At 66.6% G+C, this 17,989-nt stretch carries 23 protein-coding genes; 14 read left to right on the forward strand and 9 right to left on the reverse strand.

All coding sequences use genetic code 11. The features are described 5' to 3' along the window. Positions 1–13: 13 nt before the first annotated feature. Positions 14–529 carry a PAS domain-containing protein gene (locus ACYQ4T_RS08685; protein WP_459852624.1) on the forward strand — a complete coding sequence of 172 codons (516 nt, stop codon included), beginning with the start codon at positions 14–16 and terminating at the stop codon, positions 527–529. Positions 530–539: 10 nt separating this feature from the next. Here the strand turns inward: ACYQ4T_RS08685 and ACYQ4T_RS08690 are convergent, their stop codons facing one another. Continuing rightward, positions 540–944 (reverse strand): response regulator, encoded by a 405-nt coding sequence (locus ACYQ4T_RS08690; protein ID WP_459852627.1) that lies wholly within the window; start codon positions 942–944, stop codon positions 540–542. 194 nt (positions 945–1,138) lie between these two features. On the opposite strand from ACYQ4T_RS08690, the gene ACYQ4T_RS08695 reads away from it, so the two are divergent. Together ACYQ4T_RS08695 and ACYQ4T_RS08700 are read left to right on the forward strand one after the other, a co-directional pair. Continuing rightward, complete coding sequence (locus ACYQ4T_RS08695) at positions 1,139–1,321, forward strand: DUF3606 domain-containing protein (protein WP_459852629.1); 183 nt, start codon at positions 1,139–1,141, stop codon at positions 1,319–1,321. A 175-nt stretch (positions 1,322–1,496) separates the two neighbouring features. Next, positions 1,497–1,709: a hypothetical protein gene (locus ACYQ4T_RS08700; RefSeq protein ID WP_459852632.1), complete on the forward strand. Its 213-nt coding sequence runs from the start codon at positions 1,497–1,499 to the stop codon at positions 1,707–1,709. Here the strand turns inward: ACYQ4T_RS08700 and ACYQ4T_RS08705 are convergent. Continuing rightward, positions 1,706–2,002 (reverse strand): hypothetical protein, encoded by a 297-nt coding sequence (locus ACYQ4T_RS08705; protein ID WP_459852635.1) that lies wholly within the window; start codon positions 2,000–2,002, stop codon positions 1,706–1,708. The two genes, ACYQ4T_RS08700 and ACYQ4T_RS08705, sit on opposite strands and share 4 nt — an antisense overlap. 146 nt (positions 2,003–2,148) lie before the next feature. Here ACYQ4T_RS08705 and ACYQ4T_RS08710 point away from each other — a divergent pair, with 146 nt between their 5' ends. The 3 genes from ACYQ4T_RS08710 (at position 2,149) to ACYQ4T_RS08720 (ending at position 3,242) form a co-directional block, all read left to right on the forward strand. Beyond that, positions 2,149–2,382 (forward strand): hypothetical protein, encoded by a 234-nt coding sequence (locus ACYQ4T_RS08710; protein WP_459852637.1) that lies wholly within the window; start codon positions 2,149–2,151, stop codon positions 2,380–2,382. 84 nt (positions 2,383–2,466) lie between these two features. Continuing rightward, entirely contained in the window at positions 2,467–3,003 is a 537-nt protein-coding gene (locus ACYQ4T_RS08715; RefSeq protein ID WP_459852639.1) for a hemerythrin domain-containing protein, read from the forward strand. A 17-nt stretch (positions 3,004–3,020) separates the two neighbouring features. Next, positions 3,021–3,242, forward strand: coding sequence for a DUF2934 domain-containing protein (locus tag ACYQ4T_RS08720; protein WP_459852642.1), 222 nt, complete (start codon positions 3,021–3,023; stop codon positions 3,240–3,242). 62 nt (positions 3,243–3,304) lie between these two features. Here ACYQ4T_RS08720 and ACYQ4T_RS08725 read toward each other — a convergent pair whose 3' ends face one another. Continuing rightward, positions 3,305–3,619, reverse strand: a complete 315-nt coding sequence (locus ACYQ4T_RS08725; protein ID WP_459852645.1) for a hypothetical protein — start codon at positions 3,617–3,619, stop codon at positions 3,305–3,307. 185 nt (positions 3,620–3,804) lie between these two features. Here ACYQ4T_RS08725 and ACYQ4T_RS08730 point away from each other — a divergent pair, with 185 nt between their 5' ends. Next, a complete protein-coding gene (locus tag ACYQ4T_RS08730; RefSeq protein ID WP_459852648.1) occupies positions 3,805–5,211 on the forward strand; it encodes an SAM-dependent methyltransferase in 1,407 nt (468 codons plus the stop codon). Here ACYQ4T_RS08730 and ACYQ4T_RS08735 read toward each other — a convergent pair. Next, entirely contained in the window at positions 5,208–5,582 is a 375-nt protein-coding gene (locus ACYQ4T_RS08735) for a response regulator (RefSeq protein WP_459852650.1), read from the reverse strand. The two genes, ACYQ4T_RS08730 and ACYQ4T_RS08735, sit on opposite strands and share 4 nt — an antisense overlap. A gap of 77 nt (positions 5,583–5,659) precedes the next feature. Here ACYQ4T_RS08735 and ACYQ4T_RS08740 point away from each other — a divergent pair, with 77 nt between their 5' ends. Beyond that, positions 5,660–6,697 carry a DMT family transporter gene (locus ACYQ4T_RS08740; protein WP_459852652.1) on the forward strand — a complete coding sequence of 346 codons (1,038 nt, stop codon included), beginning with the start codon at positions 5,660–5,662 and terminating at the stop codon, positions 6,695–6,697. Between the two features lie 23 nt (positions 6,698–6,720). Here the strand turns inward: ACYQ4T_RS08740 and ACYQ4T_RS08745 are convergent, their stop codons facing one another. The 3 genes from ACYQ4T_RS08745 to ACYQ4T_RS08755 are packed head-to-tail and all read right to left on the reverse strand — an operon-like array spanning position 6,721 to position 9,196. Beyond that, a complete protein-coding gene (locus tag ACYQ4T_RS08745) occupies positions 6,721–8,010 on the reverse strand; it encodes a hemolysin family protein (RefSeq protein WP_459852654.1) in 1,290 nt (429 codons plus the stop codon). A gap of 20 nt (positions 8,011–8,030) precedes the next feature. Next, positions 8,031–8,624: a TlpA disulfide reductase family protein gene (locus ACYQ4T_RS08750; protein WP_459852657.1), complete on the reverse strand. Its 594-nt coding sequence runs from the start codon at positions 8,622–8,624 to the stop codon at positions 8,031–8,033. Beyond that, positions 8,621–9,196, reverse strand: coding sequence for a TlpA disulfide reductase family protein (locus ACYQ4T_RS08755; RefSeq protein WP_459852660.1), 576 nt, complete (start codon positions 9,194–9,196; stop codon positions 8,621–8,623). Before ACYQ4T_RS08755 ends, ACYQ4T_RS08750 begins: the two co-directional genes overlap by 4 nt. On the opposite strand from ACYQ4T_RS08755, the gene argH reads away from it, so the two are divergent. From argH to ACYQ4T_RS08775, 4 genes are read left to right on the forward strand one after another with little or no spacing between them, the layout of a single operon-like run. Further along, positions 9,195–10,628, forward strand: a complete 1,434-nt coding sequence (gene argH, locus ACYQ4T_RS08760) for an argininosuccinate lyase (protein ID WP_459855157.1) — start codon at positions 9,195–9,197, stop codon at positions 10,626–10,628. The two genes, ACYQ4T_RS08755 and argH, sit on opposite strands and share 2 nt — an antisense overlap. A 19-nt stretch (positions 10,629–10,647) precedes the next feature. Beyond that, on the forward strand, positions 10,648–10,815 hold the full coding sequence (gene lptM / locus ACYQ4T_RS08765; RefSeq protein ID WP_459852662.1) for an LPS translocon maturation chaperone LptM: 168 nt from the start codon (positions 10,648–10,650) through the stop codon (positions 10,813–10,815). 22 nt (positions 10,816–10,837) lie between these two features. Further along, complete coding sequence (lysA, locus tag ACYQ4T_RS08770) at positions 10,838–12,097, forward strand: diaminopimelate decarboxylase (protein WP_459852665.1); 1,260 nt, start codon at positions 10,838–10,840, stop codon at positions 12,095–12,097. A gap of 52 nt (positions 12,098–12,149) precedes the next feature. Beyond that, positions 12,150–14,627 carry a TIGR02302 family protein gene (locus ACYQ4T_RS08775; protein WP_459852668.1) on the forward strand — a complete coding sequence of 826 codons (2,478 nt, stop codon included), beginning with the start codon at positions 12,150–12,152 and terminating at the stop codon, positions 14,625–14,627. A gap of 101 nt (positions 14,628–14,728) precedes the next feature. On the opposite strand, the gene ACYQ4T_RS08780 is transcribed toward ACYQ4T_RS08775, so the two are convergent. Next, on the reverse strand, positions 14,729–15,106 hold the full coding sequence (locus tag ACYQ4T_RS08780) for a response regulator (protein WP_459852670.1): 378 nt from the start codon (positions 15,104–15,106) through the stop codon (positions 14,729–14,731). A gap of 299 nt (positions 15,107–15,405) precedes the next feature. Further along, entirely contained in the window at positions 15,406–16,125 is a 720-nt protein-coding gene (locus tag ACYQ4T_RS08785) for a zinc-ribbon domain-containing protein (RefSeq protein ID WP_459852672.1), read from the reverse strand. Between the two features lie 220 nt (positions 16,126–16,345). Between ACYQ4T_RS08785 and ftsE the strand changes: the two genes are divergently transcribed. Both ftsE and ACYQ4T_RS08795 read left to right on the forward strand, forming a co-directional pair. Then, a complete protein-coding gene (gene ftsE, locus ACYQ4T_RS08790) occupies positions 16,346–17,092 on the forward strand; it encodes a cell division ATP-binding protein FtsE (protein WP_459852675.1) in 747 nt (248 codons plus the stop codon). After that, positions 17,092–17,988, forward strand: coding sequence for a cell division protein FtsX (locus ACYQ4T_RS08795; protein ID WP_459852678.1), 897 nt, complete (start codon positions 17,092–17,094; stop codon positions 17,986–17,988). Before ftsE ends, ACYQ4T_RS08795 begins: the two co-directional genes overlap by 1 nt. The last annotated feature ends 1 nt before the right edge of the window (position 17,989 follow it).

A 17,989-nucleotide genomic window follows, 5' to 3' on the forward strand; every position in this document is an offset into this window, starting at 1 on the left:
CGGAAGAACGCCCGTGCCGCTCCGCAACCGCGTGGACGAACTCGCTTCCGACAAGGTCAAGGCGCTGCATGATTGGTGGCGCGCGGCGGGCGATGCGGCCGGGGGCATTCCCGATCGCCGGGACTTCGACCCGACCCGCTTCCCGCGCCTGCTGCCCAACATGATCATCTGCGAAGCGGTCGCCGATCCCTTCCGCATCCGCTATCGCCTGGTCGGCACCAAGGTGGCCGATGTGCTCAACATCGACTTCACCGGCCATTATCTCGACGAGCTGCTCGACGGCGCCACCGACACGCCGTGGCAGGATTACTTCGTGACGGCGTTCGAACAGCGGGTGCCGATCCTGGGCGAGGTCACCGAGCAGACGCTGGCCGGCGGCAATTTCGTCTTTGAGTTCGGGATCTTCCCGGTCACCGCGGGCGGCGCCGAGGTCGCGCAGTTCCTCTGCATCGAGGATTATTTCGACTTCCACCTCACCTCGGCCGAGCTCATTCCCTGGTCGCTGCGGGAATCCAGGATCTCGGCCTGAGCGCGGGCCGCTAGCGGGCCGCGCCCAGCAGCGCCTCCACCGCGTGGACGATCTCGGTGACGACGAAGGGCTTCTCGATGGTCGCGTCGGCGCCGAGCCGCCTGGCGATCGCCAGCACGTCGTATTTGTGGACCGCGCCGGACATGGCGAGGATCGGGGTCTGGATGCGCTGCCGGCGCAGCCGCCGGATCAGCTCCAACCCGTCGGTCTCCGCCATGTAGATGTCGGTCACTACCAGCGCCGGCGCGAGTTCGTCGAAACGCGCCAGCGCCTCCCCGCCGTCGGCGACATCGACGCAGCGATAGCCGCGGTCGGCCAGGGCCGCGCAGATATCCATGCGGATCAAGGCTTCGTCATCGATGACGAGGATGGTGGGTGGCTGGGCGGCCGATGCGCCGCCGGGGTCGAGGGTCATGATATCGGGGGAATCGGGGGAGAGGAAACCGCGGAATCTTCTGTGCCGTAAAAGTCATCAACCGCGGCCGGGGGATGGCGTTCCGCTGGACGCCCGGGCCGGCCGCCGGGCCGCCCCGAAAACCCGGCACGCCGCCACCATTCCCGCCGCCCGGGGTTGGTCCGTCATCCACCCACCGCAAGGAAGAACGCATCATGGCTGACGACAAGACCAAGACCGGCAAGCCCGACCGCGACCGGATCAACACCAGTGAGGATTACGAACTGCGCGACTGGGCCAAGCGCTTCGGCGTCTCCGCAGAGGCGCTGAAGACGGCGGTGAAGAAGGTGGGCCCGATGGCCAATGACGTGGCGAAGGAGCTCGGCAAGTCGCTCTGAGCCGGGTGACCGCTTCGGGACAGGTCCGATTTTTGGTGAACTTTAGTCCCGGTGCCGGGTTTACCCTGTATTGCCCTCTATTGCCGGCTTGCGACCCTGACGCGCCGGCGGCTGAGAGATTGCGGCATGAATCCAAGAGGTACCGCGCTCCCGTTCACCGCGGAGGGCGCCCTTCATGGCTAAACCGATTCCCGTCGAACGCGATCCCGTGCTGGGTCTCTGGGCCCGGCTCGCCTTGGTCGAGCAATGCTCGCTGGCGATCCTGCACTACACCTTCCCGTCCTGCCGTCCGGTGCGACCGACGCTGCGCGGGCAACAGCCGGCGTCGACGCGCCTGGATCAGGACGCGCCCGAGGCCGCGCGCGGCCCAGCGGACGCGGCTCGCTAGTAAAGCGTGGTGCGGCCCTCGCGGCGCGCGTCGTGCTTCAACACCAGGGTCAGCACCCCGCAGACCGCCAGCGAGACCGCGCCGACGACGGCGAGGCCCCAGAACACATCCTCGTCGCGGAGGGTGATGTAGACCCTGGTCTCGTCATCGCCCCAGGGACGCACGGCGCCGGTGAAGACATCGGGCCGGTGCGGCCGCACGAAATCGAAATAGCTCGACAGCGCCACCGCGAAGCAGACATGGGCGGCCCCGAGCAAGGCGGACACGGCGTGCAGGATCTTGATGATGGCCATGGGATGATCGGAGACTAGGGGTTGCGCCTAAGGGCGGCAACATGAATGGGATGGCCCGTCCTGCGCCCCGAATCCCTGGGGCGGATCCGCGTGGATCGCTCCCCGCTCGGCCGTGTTGTTCGCGCGGGACTTGGGGTTATCAAATCATGACCGATAGAAGCGCGATCGAGGCGGCCCGCCGCCGCCTGGCCGAGGCCACGGAGAAGTTCGACCGGCAGACGCGGCGCTATGCCCTGATGACGGTATCGTCCGATGCCGGCTCGAAGGTCGGCAGCTCGGAGCGAGGCGAAGCCGCGAAGGCGCTGCTGGCCGAGCTGGAGGCGGAGCTCGAGGCCGCCAAGGCCGCACTGCAGAAGCTGGAAAAAGACCCGGCGCAATAGCTTTCAACTTCTCCGGGAACCGGGCCCGCGAATGCCGGTTGGTTCGGCGCCAGGCATTGCGCCTAAACCGGGAGAATTTGATTCATGGCAAGCAGCAAGAATATGGATGCGGTCGCTCTGTTGAAAGCGGACCACCGCAAGGTCGAGGAATTGTTCGAGAAGTTCGAATCAGCGCGCAGCAACAAGCAGAAGATCGCCGAGCAGATCTGCATGGAGCTGATGATCCATGCGCAGATCGAGGAGGAGATCTTCTATCCGGCTTGCACCGGCCAGGTCGAGGACGCGAACCTCGTGCAGGAGGCCTATGTCGAGCACGATGCCGCGAAGGTGCTGATCGCGGAGATCCTGGCCGGTGGGCCAGACGACGACTTCTACGACGCCAAGGTGAAGGTGCTTTCGGAAATGATTAAGCACCACGTCAAGGAGGAGGAGAAGCGCGCCGAGGGGCTGTTCGCCGAAGCCAAGGACGCCGGCCTCGACATGGACGCGTTGGGCGAGCAGCTCATAGCGCGCAAGGAAGAACTGATGCAGGAGTTCAAGTCCGGCCTGCCGACGCCGCAGACCCGCTCCTTCAAGGGCGCCGAGCTGGAGAATGGCGAGCCGGTCAGCCAAGCGGCTTGAGCGGCATGGAGGAAAGCATGGACTGGAGCCGGGAAGAAGAGATCCGCAAGCGCGCGCAGCGGATCTGGGAAGAGGAAGGCAAGCCCGAGGGCAAGGATGCCCAGCACTGGGCGCAGGCCGAGCGCGAGCTCGATATGGCTTCTAGCCAGGGCGGGGAGACCGGCAACGCGGGCGGCTTTGCCGAAGGTTCGAAGACCGAGCGCACTGCCGAAGACCTGAGATCGGCCAACCGGCGCTAGCACGGAGCCCGGCCGGACGGACAGCCCCCTGGGCCTGGCCGTTCGTCCGGGTTGCCGTCTCCTCAGATACAGCGCCCTTCATAATAGACGTCGTAGATGCTGCCCAGCGCCCCGGTCGAGAACAGCACGGGCTTGCGCGCGGTAATCTCGTAGCCTTTGGGGCAGGTTCCGGTCTGCCGCAGCCGCTGCTCCAGCCACTTCATGCGCCAAGCCTCGCCGTTGGCGGTGTGCTCCGGATAGGCGGCGTCGGCGATGGCGCGGAACGCGAATCCGCCCTCCATCGCGTCGAAATGCGTGGATTCCGGCTTGTGCAAGTATTCGCAGCCGGTGAGCAGCAATGGAACGGCGGCGATTGCCAGCCAGCTTCGGCATTCCATGGGCATTCCTCGTGTTCCCGGGCTAAAAGCCGGGCGGCGCCGGAACGTTCCGCGACGACCGGCGGCCGCCCAGGCCCCGGCGTGCGCGCGATCACGTTTTGGCCCGACGCAGCGCATAGGGCTGGCCGTCGGCCGGTGCCGGGTATAGCGTCGCCCGGCTTGATCCCCGGAACAGCCGAGTGCCCATGAAGCGTGCGAACTATTTTCCCAATCCCTCGGTCACCATCGAATTGATGACGCTGGTGGTCATCGCCACCAGCGCGGTCTCCGCCTCCGCGCTGTGGAGCACGGCCGCCAGCGACAACTGGTATCTCGACCACGTCAACGCCTTCATCGCCGCGCTGATGGCGATCTTGAGCGCGCATCGCCTCTACCTCGGCGTGGGTCCGCGGCTGGCCCGCGCGGCCTGGATCGCGGTCCTGGTGCTGTTCCTCGCTCTCGCCGTGATCTCGCCTTACGAGGCGGCGATGGACCGGATCGAGACCACGCTCGGCATCGAGGACATCGACGACCTCTGCCTCTGGTTCGTGCTGCCGTGTGCGCTGCTGGTCGCCATGCGTGCCGAGCGCGTGGCCGCTCTGCCGTTCCAGCTGCTGGTCGGCGCCTTTATCGCGCAGACTCTATCGACCGTGCTCGACCTGCTGGACGACAACCTGGTGCCGATCGGGCGCATCACCATCGGCGAGATGGTCGACTTCTCGGAGTTCGTCTATCTGCAGCTCTACTTCGTCGGCCTGACCCTGTTCATGGCCTCGGTCTATCTGCGCCTCTGGCCGAACGGCGCCGCGCAGCCGACCGGGCTGCGGCGTTCGTTGGTTAAGCGCGGCAGCGCGGCCCTGCGCTACCGGGTCTGGCAATTGCGCCATCCCGACCGCAGCCATGGCGATTACTATGCCGAGCGCATCGCGCGCCGGCTCGACCGCGGCGAGGGCCATGCCACCCTGGGGCTGCAGGAGCGCCAGCGGTTGCTGCACCCGACCCGCGGCGCCGGCGGCGGAAACCTGGAGCTGTGGCAGCGCGGTGCCGGCACCTTCCGCTTCCTCAAGGCCTATGGGCTGGAGCCGCTGCACAAGGTGGTCGACTACGGCTGCGGCAGCTTGCGCATCGGCATGCATTTCATCGACCACCTCGCGCCCCGGAAATACTGGGGCGTGGACGTGACGCGGCGCTTCTTCGAGGACGGGCTGCGCCTGCTGGACCCGGAGATGATCCAGGAGAAGGCGCCGCGGCTCGAGCAGATCTCCGCGCGGAGCCTGTCCGAGATCCGGGCCTGGCAGCCGGACTTCGTGTTCAGCGTCTCGGTGCTGATGCATGTGCCGCCGGCCGAGGTCGACGACTTCCTGCGCAAGATCACCGATCTCTTGGCGCCCGGCGCCCGCGCCGTGATCCTGTTCGACCGCACGGAGCAGAACGCCAAGACCGCGACGATGAGCTGGACCTATAACGAAGCCTTCCTGTGCGAGGCGCTGCGCCGCATCAACCCGGCATTCCAGATCAGCTTCCGCTTCTTCGAGCCGGCGGGCTTCGCCGGCCGGAAGCCGATCAGCCGTCTCGGCATGGAGATCGTCGCGTCGGCTGGAAATGCCGACTAGGCCGGGGCGCGGTCGAGCAAGCTGTCCAGCAGGCTCTCGAGCTGGCGCGGGCGGAAGGGCTTGGTCAGCGTGGCGTCGGCGCCGAGCTTCCGCGCCAGCTCCGGCTGGCCGCCCGAGATGACGATGATCGGCACGGTCTCGCCGCGGCTGCGCAAGGCATTGATCAGCACGAAGCCGTCCGAGCCGCCCATATACATATCGGTGACGATCGCGGCGACGTCGCGCGTCTCATAGAGCGCCAACGCCTCCTCGCCCTCGGCCGCCGTGAGGGTCTCGTAGCCGCGTTCGGCCAAGGCGTCGGCCAAGCTCTCGCGGACCAGCAATTCATCATCGACGATCAGGATCAGCGGGCGATGGGTGGCGTCATCCATGCCCTTGCTTAGGCCGGGCTTCGCCCTGCGACGATGATCCATGTCAAAGACGCAAAGAAATGCGGTAGGCTTGCCCGATGACCGGGATCCTCTATGCCCTGCTTTCCGCCGCCTTGTTCGGCATCAGTGCACCCCTGGCGAAGCTCCTGCTGGGTGAGATCTCGCCCTGGCTGCTGGCCGGCCTGCTCTATTGCGGCTCCGGGCTCGGCCTCGCTCTGGTGCGGCGGGTGCGGCGCTCCACCGAAGCGGGCCTGAGCCGCCGCGACCTGCCCTGGTTCGGCGCGGCGGTGCTTTCGGGCGGCGTCATCGGCCCGGTCCTGCTGGTCTTCGGCCTGGCGCAGAGCACGGCCTCCGAAGCCTCTCTGCTGCTCAACCTCGAAAGCGTGCTGACCCTCGGCATCGCCTGGATCGTGTTCAAGGAGAATGTCGACCGGCGTCTTCTGCTCGGCGCGACCGCGATCGTCGCCGGCGCGCTGGTGCTGACCTGGCCGGAGGATGCTTCTATCGGCTTCAGCCCGGATGCACTAGGCGGACCGCTGCTGATCGCCGGCGCCTGTCTCGCCTGGGCGATCGACAATAACTTCACCCGCAAGGTCTCGGCCGCCGATCCCATGCAGATCGCCATGCTGAAGGGTCTCGCCGCCGGCATCGTCAACGTCGCGATCGCCTTCAGCCTGGGTGCGCCCTTGCCCTCGATCGCCGCGCTGGCCGGCGCCGGCTTGCTCGGCTTCTTCAGCTACGGCGTCTCGCTGACTCTGTTCGTACTGGCGCTCCGGCATCTCGGCACGGCGCGCACCGGCGCCTATTACGCACTGGCGCCCTTCATAGGCGCCGGGGTCGCGATCCTGTTCCTGGGCGAGCCGATCGGCCTCGCCTTCCTCGCCGGCGGCCTGCTGATGGCGATCGGCCTCTGGCTGCACCTGACCGAGCAGCATCAGCACGAGCATGTGCACGATCCGATGGAGCATGAGCATGTCCATGTGCATGACGCCCACCACCAGCACGACCATGCCCCCGGCACGCCACCCGAGCCCCATGTGCACAAGCATCGCCATGGGCGGCTGATCCACCGCCACCCGCATTACCCCGATTTGCACCACCGGCACTCGCATTGACCCGAACGGCCTAAGCTATCGGCCTAGGCATCCGGCTGCTTGGAGACCAGCAGCTTGTCGATGCGCCGGCCGTCCATGTCCACGACCTCCAGGGTGAAGGCGCCGATGGCGACCTTCTCGCCGGTCTTCGGCACATGGCCCAGGCGGTCCAGCACCAGGCCGGCGACCGTGGTATAGTTCCGGCCCGACCATTCGAAGGCGCCGACCGCGCGCTCGGCATCGACCACGCGGACCCGTCCGTCCACCAGCCAGGTGCCGTCCGCGCGCTTCACGACATTGGTCGCCTCGTCGCTGGATTCCAGCAGCTGGCCGGTGACCGCCGAGAGCACGTCGCTCGGCGTCACCACGCCTTCCAACGAGCCGTACTCATCGAGCACCACGGCGAGATGCGACGGCGCGTTGCGAAACAGCTCAAGCAGCCGCAGCGCCGTCGTGGTCTCGTGGATGCTCAGCACCTGGCTGCAGGCGGCCTCGAGATCGATCGCCTGCCCGGCCGCCAGCTGGTTCATCAGGTCGCGCATCCGCACCATGCCGACGATGTCGTCGAGTTCCTCGCCGCAGAGCAGCAGGCGCGAATGCCTGGCGGTGGCCAGGGTCTGCAGCACGTCCTCGCGCGAATCCTGCTTGGAAATCCATTCCACATCGGGCCGCGGCGTCATGATCTGGCGCACCGACAGATCGCCGAGCGCGAACACGCCTTCCAGCATGTGGCGCTCGGACTCCTCGATCCCACCCTGCTCGGCCCCTTCGGCGATCAGGGTCTTCACCTCCTCGTGGGTGACGCCCTCGCGCTCCTTGTGACCGCCGAGCAGGCGCACGAGGAGCTCGGTCGAGCGCTGCAGCAGCCAGACCACCGGCGTGCCGATCTTGGCCAGCAGCGCGATCGGCCGGCTGACCACGGCGGCGATGCCCTCGGCATGGTTCATGGCGAGGCGCTTCGGCACCAGTTCGCCGATCACCAGCGAGAGGTAGGTGATGATCGAAACCACGATCACCAGCGCCGCGTCGTCCGCCATCGTGCCGAGGAACGGAAAGGTCTCGCGTAGGGTGGCCGCGAAGGGCTCAGCCAGCGTCGCGCCGGAATAGGCACCGGCGACAATGCCGATCAGGGTGATGCCGATCTGCACCGCCGAGAGGAACTGGCCCGGATCCTCGGACAGCTTCAAGGCCAGCGCCGCGCCCTTGTGACCGCGCTCGGCCAGCTTCTGCAGCCGCGGCCGCCGCGACGAGACGATGGCGAGCTCCGACATGGCGAAGAAGGCGTTGAGCAGGATCAGCAGCAAGACGATCCCGCATTCGAAGAGGATGGTCACCAGGGTCCCCTTATGTGGCGCTAGAGGATCGTCTGCTTCAGCAGGCGGATCGCCTCGTCACTGTACCAGTCGACCGGCGCATCGACCCGCACCAGGGCATAGCCGTTCTTGTCGATCAGCAGCGAGACCGGGATCGCCTTGATCTCCAGGGCCTTCGCAAAGACATTCTTCGGGTCGAGATAGGGTTTCAGCGCATCCCAGCGCCGGTTGGCCAGGAAGTTGCGCACCTTTGCAGGGTCCGGCTCATCAACCGCGACCGCGACCACGGCGAGCGTGCCCGGCGCGGACGCGGCCTGGAGCTGGTTGAGCTTCGGCATCTCCGCAAGGCAGGGCGCGCACCACTTGGCCCAGATGTTGAGCAGGACGGGCCGTCCCTTGAAGTCGGAAAGCCGCACGGTGTTGCCGTCGGCGTCCTGGAAGGCGAAGCCGCCCATCTGCATCGGCGGGTCCATCGGCTTGAAGCCCTCGGGCAGCGCGCCCGCCGCCACGCCGCTGGGTGCCAGCGGTGCCGAGGACATTTGCCAGTACCAGTATCCGCCGGCGCCGATTGCGAGCAGAATGGCGATCAGCACCGGAACCAGGACTTTGGTGCGCGACACAGCGAGTGCCGTCACGAAGCATTGCCTTTGAGGTAATGCGCGATCAGCGCCTTGGCCTCCGCGGAATCCCATTGCGCGGCACCTTCGATCCGTCCCACCACCCGCCCCTCGCGGTCGATCACGACGGTGAGCGGCAGGCTCTTCGCCTGGAAGGCTTCTTGCAGGTTGCCGCGGGTGTCGTTGTAGAGGGCGAGATTCTTGATCCCCGCCCGGCGGTAGAACGGCGCCGATTTCTTGATTCCCTGGCGGTCGGTGGAGACCGCGACCACAGCAAAATCCTTGCCGCCCAGCTCGGATTGCAGCTTGTCCAGGGCCGGCATCTCGGCCACGCAGGGCGGACACCAGGTGGCCCAGAAGTTCAGGACCACGACCTTGCCCTTGAAGGCATCGAGGCTGACCGACTGGCCCATTTTGTCCTGGAAATTGGGCGCGGCGATTTGCTCCGGCGGGTCGATCGGGCTAAAGTCGGCGGAGATTCCGGCAAATTTGGGCGGTTCCGCCGCGCCGGCCGTTGCCCCCCAAAGGGCGATGGCGACGAAGGCGGAAAGGCGAGCCATACGAGTGAAGATCGAGAAGATCGAGGCCATGACGCAACAGAATCCTACCAAACCGGCCCCAACCCATTCGGGGAGCGACGAAGCGGCAACCCGCATGTGGGGCGGGCGTTTCGCCGCCGGCCCCTCGGCCGTGATGCAGGAGATTAACGCCTCGATCGATGTGGATAAAAGGCTTTATCGCGAGGACATTGCCGGCTCCCTGGCCCATGCCGCCATGCTGGCCGAGCGCGGCATCATCTCCCGGGAGGACGGCGCCGCCATCGCCGGAGGCCTGCAGGCGATCCGCGCCGAGATCGACGCCGGCGACTTCAAGTTCGACGCGGCGCTGGAGGACATCCACACCAATATCGAGGTGCGGCTTAGGGCGCTGATCGGCGACGCCGCCGGCCGGCTGCACACCGCCCGCTCCCGCAACGACCAGGTGGCGACCGATTTCCGGCTCTGGGTGCGCCGTGCCTGCGACGAGGTCACCCTCGATTTGAAGGACCTGCTGGGCGCCCTGATCGATCGCGCGGAAGAGCATTCGGCGACCCTGATGCCGGGCTTCACCCACCTGCAGCCGGCGCAGCCCACCACTTTCGGCCATCACTTGCTGGCCTATGTCGAGATGTTCGGCCGCGACGTCTCTCGCCTAGCGGATGCCAGGAAGCGGCTGAATGAATCGCCGCTCGGCGCCGCGGCGCTCTGCGGCACGTCGTTTCCGATCGACCGCCACCAGACCGCGAAGGCGCTGGGCTTCGACCGCCCGACCGCCAACTCGCTGGATTCCGTGTCCGACCGCGACTTCGCGCTGGAATATCTCTCGGCCCTTTCGATCATCGCCATCCATCTCTCCCGCTTCGCCGAGGAGATGGTGCTCTGGACCAGCGACGGTTTTCGCTTCGTGGCGCTCTCGGATGCCTTCACCACCGGCTCCTCGATCATGCCGCAGAAGCGCAACCCGGATGCGGCCGAGCTGGTGCGCGCGAAAGCCGGCCATGTGATCGGCATGCTGACGCAGCTGCTGATCGTGATGAAGGGCCTGCCGCTGACCTACGGCAAGGACATGCAGGACGACAAGGCGCCGACCTTCGCCGCGACCGACACGGTGCGCCTGGGGCTGGCGGCGACCGCCGGCATGGTGCGCGACATGCAGCCCAATCCGGCGCGTATGAAGACCGCGACCGAGACCGGCTTCATCACCGCGACCGATCTCGCCGACTGGCTGGTCAGGAAGCTCGGCCTGCCGTTCCGCGCCGCTCACCACGTCACCGGCGAGTTGGTGCGGCTGGCGGAATCCAAGGAGACCGCGCTGGAGAAGCTGAGCCTCGACGAGATGCGCTCGATCGACGCCCGGATTACCGACGACGTCTATTCGGTCCTCACCCCCGAACATTCGGTCGCGAGCCGCACCAGCTTCGGCGGCACCGCGCCCGACAACGTGCGCAAGGCGGCCGCCCAGGCGCGGGAGCGCTTTCTATGAACATGCGGGAGCGCTTCCTATGAGACTGCACAGCTTCGTGGCGCTCCTGCTGGCGCTGGCCGTGGCGACATCCCTGGTCGCCTGCGGCAAGAAGGGCGACCCGACCTTGCCCAAGGGGCAGAAGGACGACTATCCGAACACCTATCCGCAATCCTCCGACCCCCAGACCGGAGTCTTCAGCGGTTGAGATCCCTAGAATCAGAGAATCAATGAATCCGTTTCATCACAAGGACGGCGAACTCTACGCCGAAGACGTTCCGCTGCGCCGGATCGCCGAGGAAGTGGGCACGCCCTGCTACGTCTATTCCTCTGCCGCGATCACCGAGCGCTATGAGCGCTATGCCAAGAGCCTCTCGGGCTTGAACGCGCGGATCTATTACTCGGTGAAGGCCAATTCCAACCAGGCCGTGATCGCGACCCTGGGCAAGCTCGGCGCCGGCGCCGACGTGGTCTCCGTCGGCGAGATGTACCGCGCGCTGAAGGCCGGCATCGCCGCGCATGACATCGTCTTCGCCGGCGTCGGCAAGACCCGCGACGAGATGGTGGCAGCGCTTGAGGCCGGCATCCATCAGTTCAACGTCGAATCCCGCGGCGAACTGCTGACGCTCAACGAAACCGCCTTGAGCCTGGGCAGACGAGCGCCGGCGGTGTTGCGCATCAATCCCGACGTCGATGCCAAGACCCATGCCAAGATCTCGACCGGCAAGTCGGAGAACAAGTTCGGCATCGACATCGCCCATGCCGCCGAGATCTATGCCGAGGCGGCGAAGCTGCCGGGAATCGAGATCATCGGGCTGGCCTGCCATATCGGTTCGCAGCTGCTCGACATCGCGCCCTATCGGTCGGCCTTCGGCAAGCTCGCGGAGCTGACGCGCCAGCTGCGCGGCGCCGGGCTGAAGGTCAGTCGCATCGACCTGGGCGGCGGCATCGGCGTCGCCTATCGCGGCGAGCAGACCATCTCGGTAGACGACTACACCACCGCGGTCATGGAGACGGTCGGCAATCTCGGCGTTCAGCTCGAGATGGAGCCCGGGCGCAGCATCGTCGGCGACGCCGGGCTGCTGCTGGCGCGGGTGATCAACGTGAAGGCGGGGGTCAGTCGCAAATTCGTGATCGTCGATGGGGCAATGAACGATCTCATTCGCCCGGCGCTCTACGACGCCTATCACGAGATCCTGCCGGTCAGGGCCCCCGAAAGCGACGCGCCGGTCGAGCGGGTCGATGTGGTCGGCCCGATCTGCGAAAGCGGCGATCTTTTCGCCGAACAGCGGCCTATGCCGCCGGTTTCGCCGGGCGATCTCATTGCCTTCATGACGGCGGGAGCCTATGGCGCGGTCATGGCTTCTACCTACAACACCCGGCCGCTGGCCCCGGAAGTGATGGTTAAAGGCGGAGATTTCGCGGTGGTCCGGCCGCGCCTCAGTTATGACACTTTGATCGGCCAGGATGTTGTTCCGGCATGGTTATAGGGTAAAGTCACCCCATATCGTCGGGTAGGCGAACCGGGCAGGAGGATCGCCCTTGGCTGAAGGGCAGCGGCGCTCAGTTCTCGATCAGGATCGCAAGGCGGGATCGGCGCAGCGCGGCGCCGATGCGCTGCCGCTGCGGATTCGGGCCTATGTCTCGGCCGCCTGGCTCTGGCTGTTGCTGGAACGGTTGCTGCCCGCCGTGCTGCCGGCCTTCCTGGTGGCCGGCACCTGCGTCGCCCTCGCTCTCTTCGGCGTCCCGCGCCTGCTGCCCGCCTGGCCGCAGCTGATCCTGCTGATCCTCTGCGGCTTGGGCTTCCTGGCGGCGCTTTGGTACGGCTTCCGCGGCTTCCGGCTGCCCGACGGCGGCGAGGCGGTGCGCCGGGTCGAGACCGACAGCGGCTTCACCCACCGTCCGATCACCCATCTGACCGACGCCCAGGCCTCGAACCTGATCGACGCCGACTCGGTGGGCTTGTGGAAAAGCTATCGCCACCGCCTGATCGCCTCGATCGGCGTTCCCTTCCTCGGCCTGCCGCGCGGCACCGTCGCCGCCAAGGATCCCTACGGCCTGCGCGCGGTCGTGCTGCTGGCGCTGGTGATCAGCATCTTCGTCGCCGGCGACAGCTGGCAGAAGCGCCTGGTCCAGGCGACGCACCCGAACTTCTCCGCCTTCACCCAGACCGAGACATCCAAGGTCGAGGCTTGGCTGACCCCGCCCGAATACACCCGCATGGCGCCGATCAGTCTTTCCAGCACCGTGCAGCTCGAAAGCGGCGAGTCGCCCCCGCTCACCGTACCCGCGGGCAGCAAGATCCTGGCGCAGGCCGAAGGCATCGGCGCCAAGGCGGTGCTGCTGGCCAACGGTCAGAGCCGGGATTTCGAGATGCTGGACGCGATCACCCAGCGGATCGAAGGCAAGATCCAGTCCGGCGACGAGATCGCGATCGAAGCCGACGGCGACACCCTCGCCCGCTGGCGGATCAAGGTGATGCCGGATCAGCCGCCGAGCATCGCCTTTGCCACCGATCCCAGCGCCACCGATCGCGGTGTGCTGCGGCTCGACTACACCGCCAAGGACGATTACGGCATCCACAGCGTGAAGGCGGTCATCCAGCTCGCCAAGGACAGCCCGAACAAGGAGAGCCTCGAGCTCAACCTGCCGATTCCGCAGCTCGATGCCAAGGAAATGAAGGCCTATTCCTACCAGGACCTGACCGCGCATCCCTGGTCCGGCCTCGAGGTCGAGATCCGACTGGTGGCGCGCGACGCCCAGGGCCAGATCGGCGCCTCCCCGCCGGTGACCATCACGCTGCCGGAGCGCAAGTTCTACAACCCGGTCGCCCGCGCCATCATCGAGCAGCGCAAGAAACTGGCGCGCGACCCGGACTCCAAGGACACCGTCGCCGAGGCTTTGCGCGGCTTGAACGCCCAGCCCGAGGCCTATGACGGCGATGTCGCGGTGTTCCTCTCGCTGAATCTCGCCTGGCGCAGGCTCTCGGCGGATGCACTTTCCAAGGATGAGCTGTCGAAGATCGAAGAACAGCTCTGGGACACCGCGCTCGCGCTCGAGGATGGGGGCGTCTCGTTGGCGATGCGCGAGTTGCGCGAGATGCAGCGCCGGCTCGAGGAGGCGCTTAACAACGGCGCCAGCCAGGAAGAGATCGAGCGCCTGATGAACCAGGTACAGGAGGCGATGAACAAATACCTGGAGAACATGCGCCAGCAGCTCCAGGAGGCGATGAAGAACGGCATGCAGATGCAGCGCCTTTCGCCCAATGGCCTGAAGCTGTCGCAGCAGGACCTGAATAAGATGTTGAACGACGCGCGGCGCATGGCCCAGAGCGGCTCGCGCGAATCCGCCAAGCAGATGCTCGACCGGCTGCAACAGATGCTGGAGAACCTGCAGGCCGGCATCCCGATGCCGATGGGCCAGCAGGGCAATCAGGCGCAGAAGATGATGAACGACCTGATGCGCATGCAGCAGCAGCAGGATAAGCTGCTTCAGGACAGCTTCCGCATGCAGCGCGGCCAGCAGCAGGGCGAAGGCCAGCAGATGAACGGCCAGCCCCAGGCCGGGGAGCAGGAAAGCCTGCGCCAGGACCTCGGCAAGCTGATGCGCGACTTGGGTAACATGACCGGCGACATGCCGCAATCGATGGGCCAGGCCGAGCAGTCGATGCGCCGCGCCGTCGATGCGCTGAAGAAGGGCGACTTCGAGGGCGCCGGCGAGGCGCAGAGCCAGGCGCTCAGCCAGATGCAACAGAGCATGCAGCAGATGCAGCAGCAGATGCAGGCCGGCATGAACCGCGGCCCCGGCCAGCGCGACCCGATGGATCCCTTCGGCCGCACCACGCCGCGCGAGGATGCCGCCGGCGGCAACTCGGTCAACACCACCGGCGTGAAGGTACCGGACCAGTCGGAGATGGAACGCGCCCGCCAGATCTTCGAAGAACTGCGCGACCGCCGCAACGATCCCGCCCGCCCGCGCGACGAGCGCGACTACCTGGACCGCCTGCTAAAGCAGTTCTGAGGTCGCGACGATCTCCCAGCACTGAAAAGCACCGAGCGCGCAAACGAAAACGCCGCAGGCTGATCCAGCCCGCGGCGTTCTCAGATTCTATGAATGAAACGTCAGTGCACTTTGCCGCGCCGGGCGGCAAGCGCCTCTTCGACCGCGGCACAGATTTCCTTCAGCGAGAACGGCTTCGAGATGACGCGCTCGACCGGGCCGGCGGCAGTTTGCGCGCGCTGGCCTTCGCTGGCGAAGCCGGTCATCATCAGGACCGGCATGGCCGGGTCCTGCTTGCTGGCCTGGGCGGCGAGGGCGACGCCGTCGAGACCCGGCATGACGATATCGGTCAGCATCAGGTCGAAACGGCGCTCGGCCAAAGCCGCGAGCGCGGCGCTGCCATCCGGCACCGAGGTCACGCTATGGCCGTAATAGGCCAGCGCCCGCGACACGAAATCGCGCACCGCCTGATCGTCCTCGGCCACCAGGATAGAAGCCATCGCGGACCGTCCACCGGTCAGGGTCTGACCACCACCGAATTTCATCACTGTGTCTTCACTCTCGTTGTCATTCCGGGGCTTCGCCGCCTTCGCATCCGAGTCGTTAAGGTAAACAAACCCGTAACCGCTTGAATCTGGCCGAGCCAGCTGCGACTCGCGTCGACTCCGATACACCCTGGAAGAGTAGCCTTCAGCCGTTAAAAATTGGTGAGCGCACCCGTAAACGCGCACAACCTCGTGTGGTTCCACGGCCTTGCGAGGCAAGGCCTGCGTTCACGATTGTGGCGTTGTTGTGGCTTCTAGCTCTTCGGCTGCAGGCGACCGAAGGTGACGATGATGCCGCGCATGCCCTTCGGCGGGTTTTCGTAAAGAATGCGAAAGGTGATCGTCTCACCGGGTGCAATCTCGGATTCCTGCGTGCGGAACTGGAAGCCGGCGCCGATCGGTTGCTTGTCGGAATCGAGCGCGGTCACCATGAGCGGCGGAACCGCCAGGGGATAATCGGTCGGATTGAAGATGTCGGCGCGAACCGACGTCAGGCCGGAGCGCTGCTCGGACTTCACGTTGCCGATTTGCAGCACCCGTGCGGCATCGCTCTCGCCGGCGCCGAGCAGGTCGAAGATCGATTGCGCGGCCGGGAACATGCGCGCGATCGGCCCCTGGTAGATATAGGCGGCAACGCCGAGGCCGCAGACGATGCCGAGCAGCAGGATCCAGGGCCAGAGCCCGACCTTGCGCTTGGGCTGCGCCGGCTTGAGCTTCGGCGGCACCACGACCTGGGAGACCGGCTTCTGCTGCTGCTCGCGTCCGCTGAGCAGGGCCGCGAGGCCGGGCGCCATCCCCGGCGGCTCTTGCGCCGGCGTCTCCAGCTCGACCGGCGGCAGGGGCTCGATCGGCGTCGGCGGCTCCTGGCGCCAGCGATGCCCGCACTTCGCGCAGCGCACGTTGCGCCCGTTCGGTCCCAGCAGCGAGGCATCCAACGAGAAGCGGGTCGCGCAGGCGGGACAACTGACGATCACGACTCGACTCGCATGATTTTACGATGACAGGTCGTTATAGGACCTCGATCTGGCTCCTGCAAGGCGAGGGCCGCCCCGAACCTAGAGCGACTCGCGGCCAGGGATGGCGCGACGCGCACCGGTCCAGGCAAGACTGGACGAGCCGAAACGGCCTGTGTCATTTTGCCAGAGCTGCCTTAGGGTGGCTCTTTTTCCACAGGCCCGCACGGGACGGACGACCGTGATTCTGTTCGATGGGGTCGCGGTGCAATACAGTGCCGGCCCGCCGATTCTACGCGACGTCACTTTCACGCTGGCGCCCGGCTCCTTCCATTTCCTGGTGGGCCGCAGCGGCGCCGGCAAATCCTCCATGCTGAAAGTGATGTATCTGGGCCTGCGGCCGATCCGCGGCACGGTCTCGCTGTTCGGCCGCGACGTGGCGTCCCTGAGCCGCGCCGAGATGCCGGCCCTGCGGCGGCGGATCGGCGTGGTGTTCCAGGACTTCCGCCTGATCGAGCATCTCTCCACCTTCGACAACGTGGCGCTGCCCCTGCGCATCGCCGGCGTGCGCGAGGCCGAGATCAAGAAGCATGTGACCGAACTCCTCGCCTGGGTCGGTCTGAAGGAACATCTTGACGCCCTGCCCGCGACTCTTTCCGGCGGCCAGCAGCAACGGGTCTCGATCGCCCGGGCGGTGATCGCGCGCCCCAGCCTGCTGCTCGCCGATGAACCGACCGGCAACGTCGATGATGTGATCGGGCTCCGTCTCATGTATCTGTTCGAGGAGCTCAACCGCCTCGGCACGACGGTCGTGATCGCCACCCATAACGATACCCTGGTCAGCCGCTTCAGCCATCGCCAGCTCCGGATCGAGGAGGGCTCGATCCGCGTATTCGACCCGCGGCCGATGACCGCCTTCCCGTCTTCGGGCGCGGCCGGCGGCATACCCGCGGCGCCCAGTCCCGCGCGACGCCCGGGTGCAGCCTGATGTTCGGGCGCAGCGACCTTCCCTTGAACCGCGACGCCTCGGCGCGCTTCCTGCCCTGGATCATCGGCTTCATGACCTATCTCTGCGTCATCGCGGTCGCGGCGGCGCTGACCGTCGATCGCGTCGCCGAGCGCTGGCGCCAGGGTCTCGCCGGCAACCTGACCGTCGAACTCCCCTTCCCGGCCGAGCTCGAGACCGAGAAACGGGCGGAGCAACTCGACCAGGCGATGGAGCTGGTCACCGGCACCCCAGGCGTCACCGGTGCGACCGTCCTGGAGGACAGCCAGATCGCCGCCCTGCTCGAGCCCTGGCTCGGCCCCGATGCCGGCCAGCTCGACGTGCCCTTGCCGACCATGATCGCGGTGACCCGGCGCACCGATGCCACGATCGACCTCGCCGGCCTGCGCGAGAAGCTGCAGCAGATAGTGCCTGCGGCGCAGGTCGACGACCATGGCGACTGGGTCGCCGACGCGCTCGGCTTCCTGCGCTCGCTGCAGGCATTGGCGGCTGCCCTGAGCGCGCTTGCCCTCGCTGCCGCCGCGCTGACCGTGATCTTCGTGACCCGCACCGGCCTCGCCACCCATCGCGGCGTGATCGAAGTGGTGCATCTGATCGGCGCGCCGGACCAATACATCGCGCGCCAGTTCCAGGCCCAGGCGCTGAAGCTCGGGATCCTGGGTGGCATCGTCGGGCTGGGCTTCGGCGCTGCGACCTTGCTCGGCATTGGCCGCGTGGTCGCCTACAGCCTCGATGCGGCCAATCCCGGCTTGAGCTTCGATTTCCGCCTGCTGCCCTGGCAATGGGTCGTGCTCGGCGCCCTGCCGCTGGTGGTGGCCTTGCTCGCCATGTTCACGGCGCGCCGCACCGTAATGCGGTCGCTGGCAAGAATGCCGTAAA

Source organism: Dongia sp. agr-C8 (genome assembly GCF_054658695.1).

What these genes read in the sequence shown, in the direction of transcription:
- ACYQ4T_RS08740 (WP_459852652.1), top strand. Translation starts at nt 5,660, where the DNA reads ATGACCGGGATCCTCTATGCCCTGCTTTCCGCCGCCTTGTTCGGCATC.
- ACYQ4T_RS08700 (WP_459852632.1), top strand. Translation starts at nt 1,497, where the DNA reads ATGGCTAAACCGATTCCCGTCGAACGCGATCCCGTGCTGGGTCTCTGG.
- ACYQ4T_RS08715 (WP_459852639.1), top strand. Translation starts at nt 2,467, where the DNA reads ATGGCAAGCAGCAAGAATATGGATGCGGTCGCTCTGTTGAAAGCGGAC.
- argH (WP_459855157.1), top strand. Translation starts at nt 9,195, where the DNA reads ATGACGCAACAGAATCCTACCAAACCGGCCCCAACCCATTCGGGGAGC.
- ACYQ4T_RS08780 (WP_459852670.1), bottom strand. Translation starts at nt 15,106, where the DNA reads ATGGCTTCTATCCTGGTGGCCGAGGACGATCAGGCGGTGCGCGATTTC.
- ACYQ4T_RS08735 (WP_459852650.1), bottom strand. Translation starts at nt 5,582, where the DNA reads ATGGATGACGCCACCCATCGCCCGCTGATCCTGATCGTCGATGATGAA.
- ACYQ4T_RS08730 (WP_459852648.1), top strand. Translation starts at nt 3,805, where the DNA reads ATGAAGCGTGCGAACTATTTTCCCAATCCCTCGGTCACCATCGAATTG.
- ACYQ4T_RS08690 (WP_459852627.1), bottom strand. Translation starts at nt 944, where the DNA reads ATGACCCTCGACCCCGGCGGCGCATCGGCCGCCCAGCCACCCACCATC.
- lptM (WP_459852662.1), top strand. Translation starts at nt 10,648, where the DNA reads ATGAGACTGCACAGCTTCGTGGCGCTCCTGCTGGCGCTGGCCGTGGCG.
- ACYQ4T_RS08795 (WP_459852678.1), top strand. Translation starts at nt 17,092, where the DNA reads ATGTTCGGGCGCAGCGACCTTCCCTTGAACCGCGACGCCTCGGCGCGC.
- ACYQ4T_RS08725 (WP_459852645.1), bottom strand. Translation starts at nt 3,619, where the DNA reads ATGGAATGCCGAAGCTGGCTGGCAATCGCCGCCGTTCCATTGCTGCTC.
- ACYQ4T_RS08695 (WP_459852629.1), top strand. Translation starts at nt 1,139, where the DNA reads ATGGCTGACGACAAGACCAAGACCGGCAAGCCCGACCGCGACCGGATC.
- lysA (WP_459852665.1), top strand. Translation starts at nt 10,838, where the DNA reads ATGAATCCGTTTCATCACAAGGACGGCGAACTCTACGCCGAAGACGTT.
- ACYQ4T_RS08720 (WP_459852642.1), top strand. Translation starts at nt 3,021, where the DNA reads ATGGACTGGAGCCGGGAAGAAGAGATCCGCAAGCGCGCGCAGCGGATC.
- ACYQ4T_RS08710 (WP_459852637.1), top strand. Translation starts at nt 2,149, where the DNA reads ATGACCGATAGAAGCGCGATCGAGGCGGCCCGCCGCCGCCTGGCCGAG.
- ACYQ4T_RS08755 (WP_459852660.1), bottom strand. Translation starts at nt 9,196, where the DNA reads ATGGCCTCGATCTTCTCGATCTTCACTCGTATGGCTCGCCTTTCCGCC.
- ACYQ4T_RS08705 (WP_459852635.1), bottom strand. Translation starts at nt 2,002, where the DNA reads ATGGCCATCATCAAGATCCTGCACGCCGTGTCCGCCTTGCTCGGGGCC.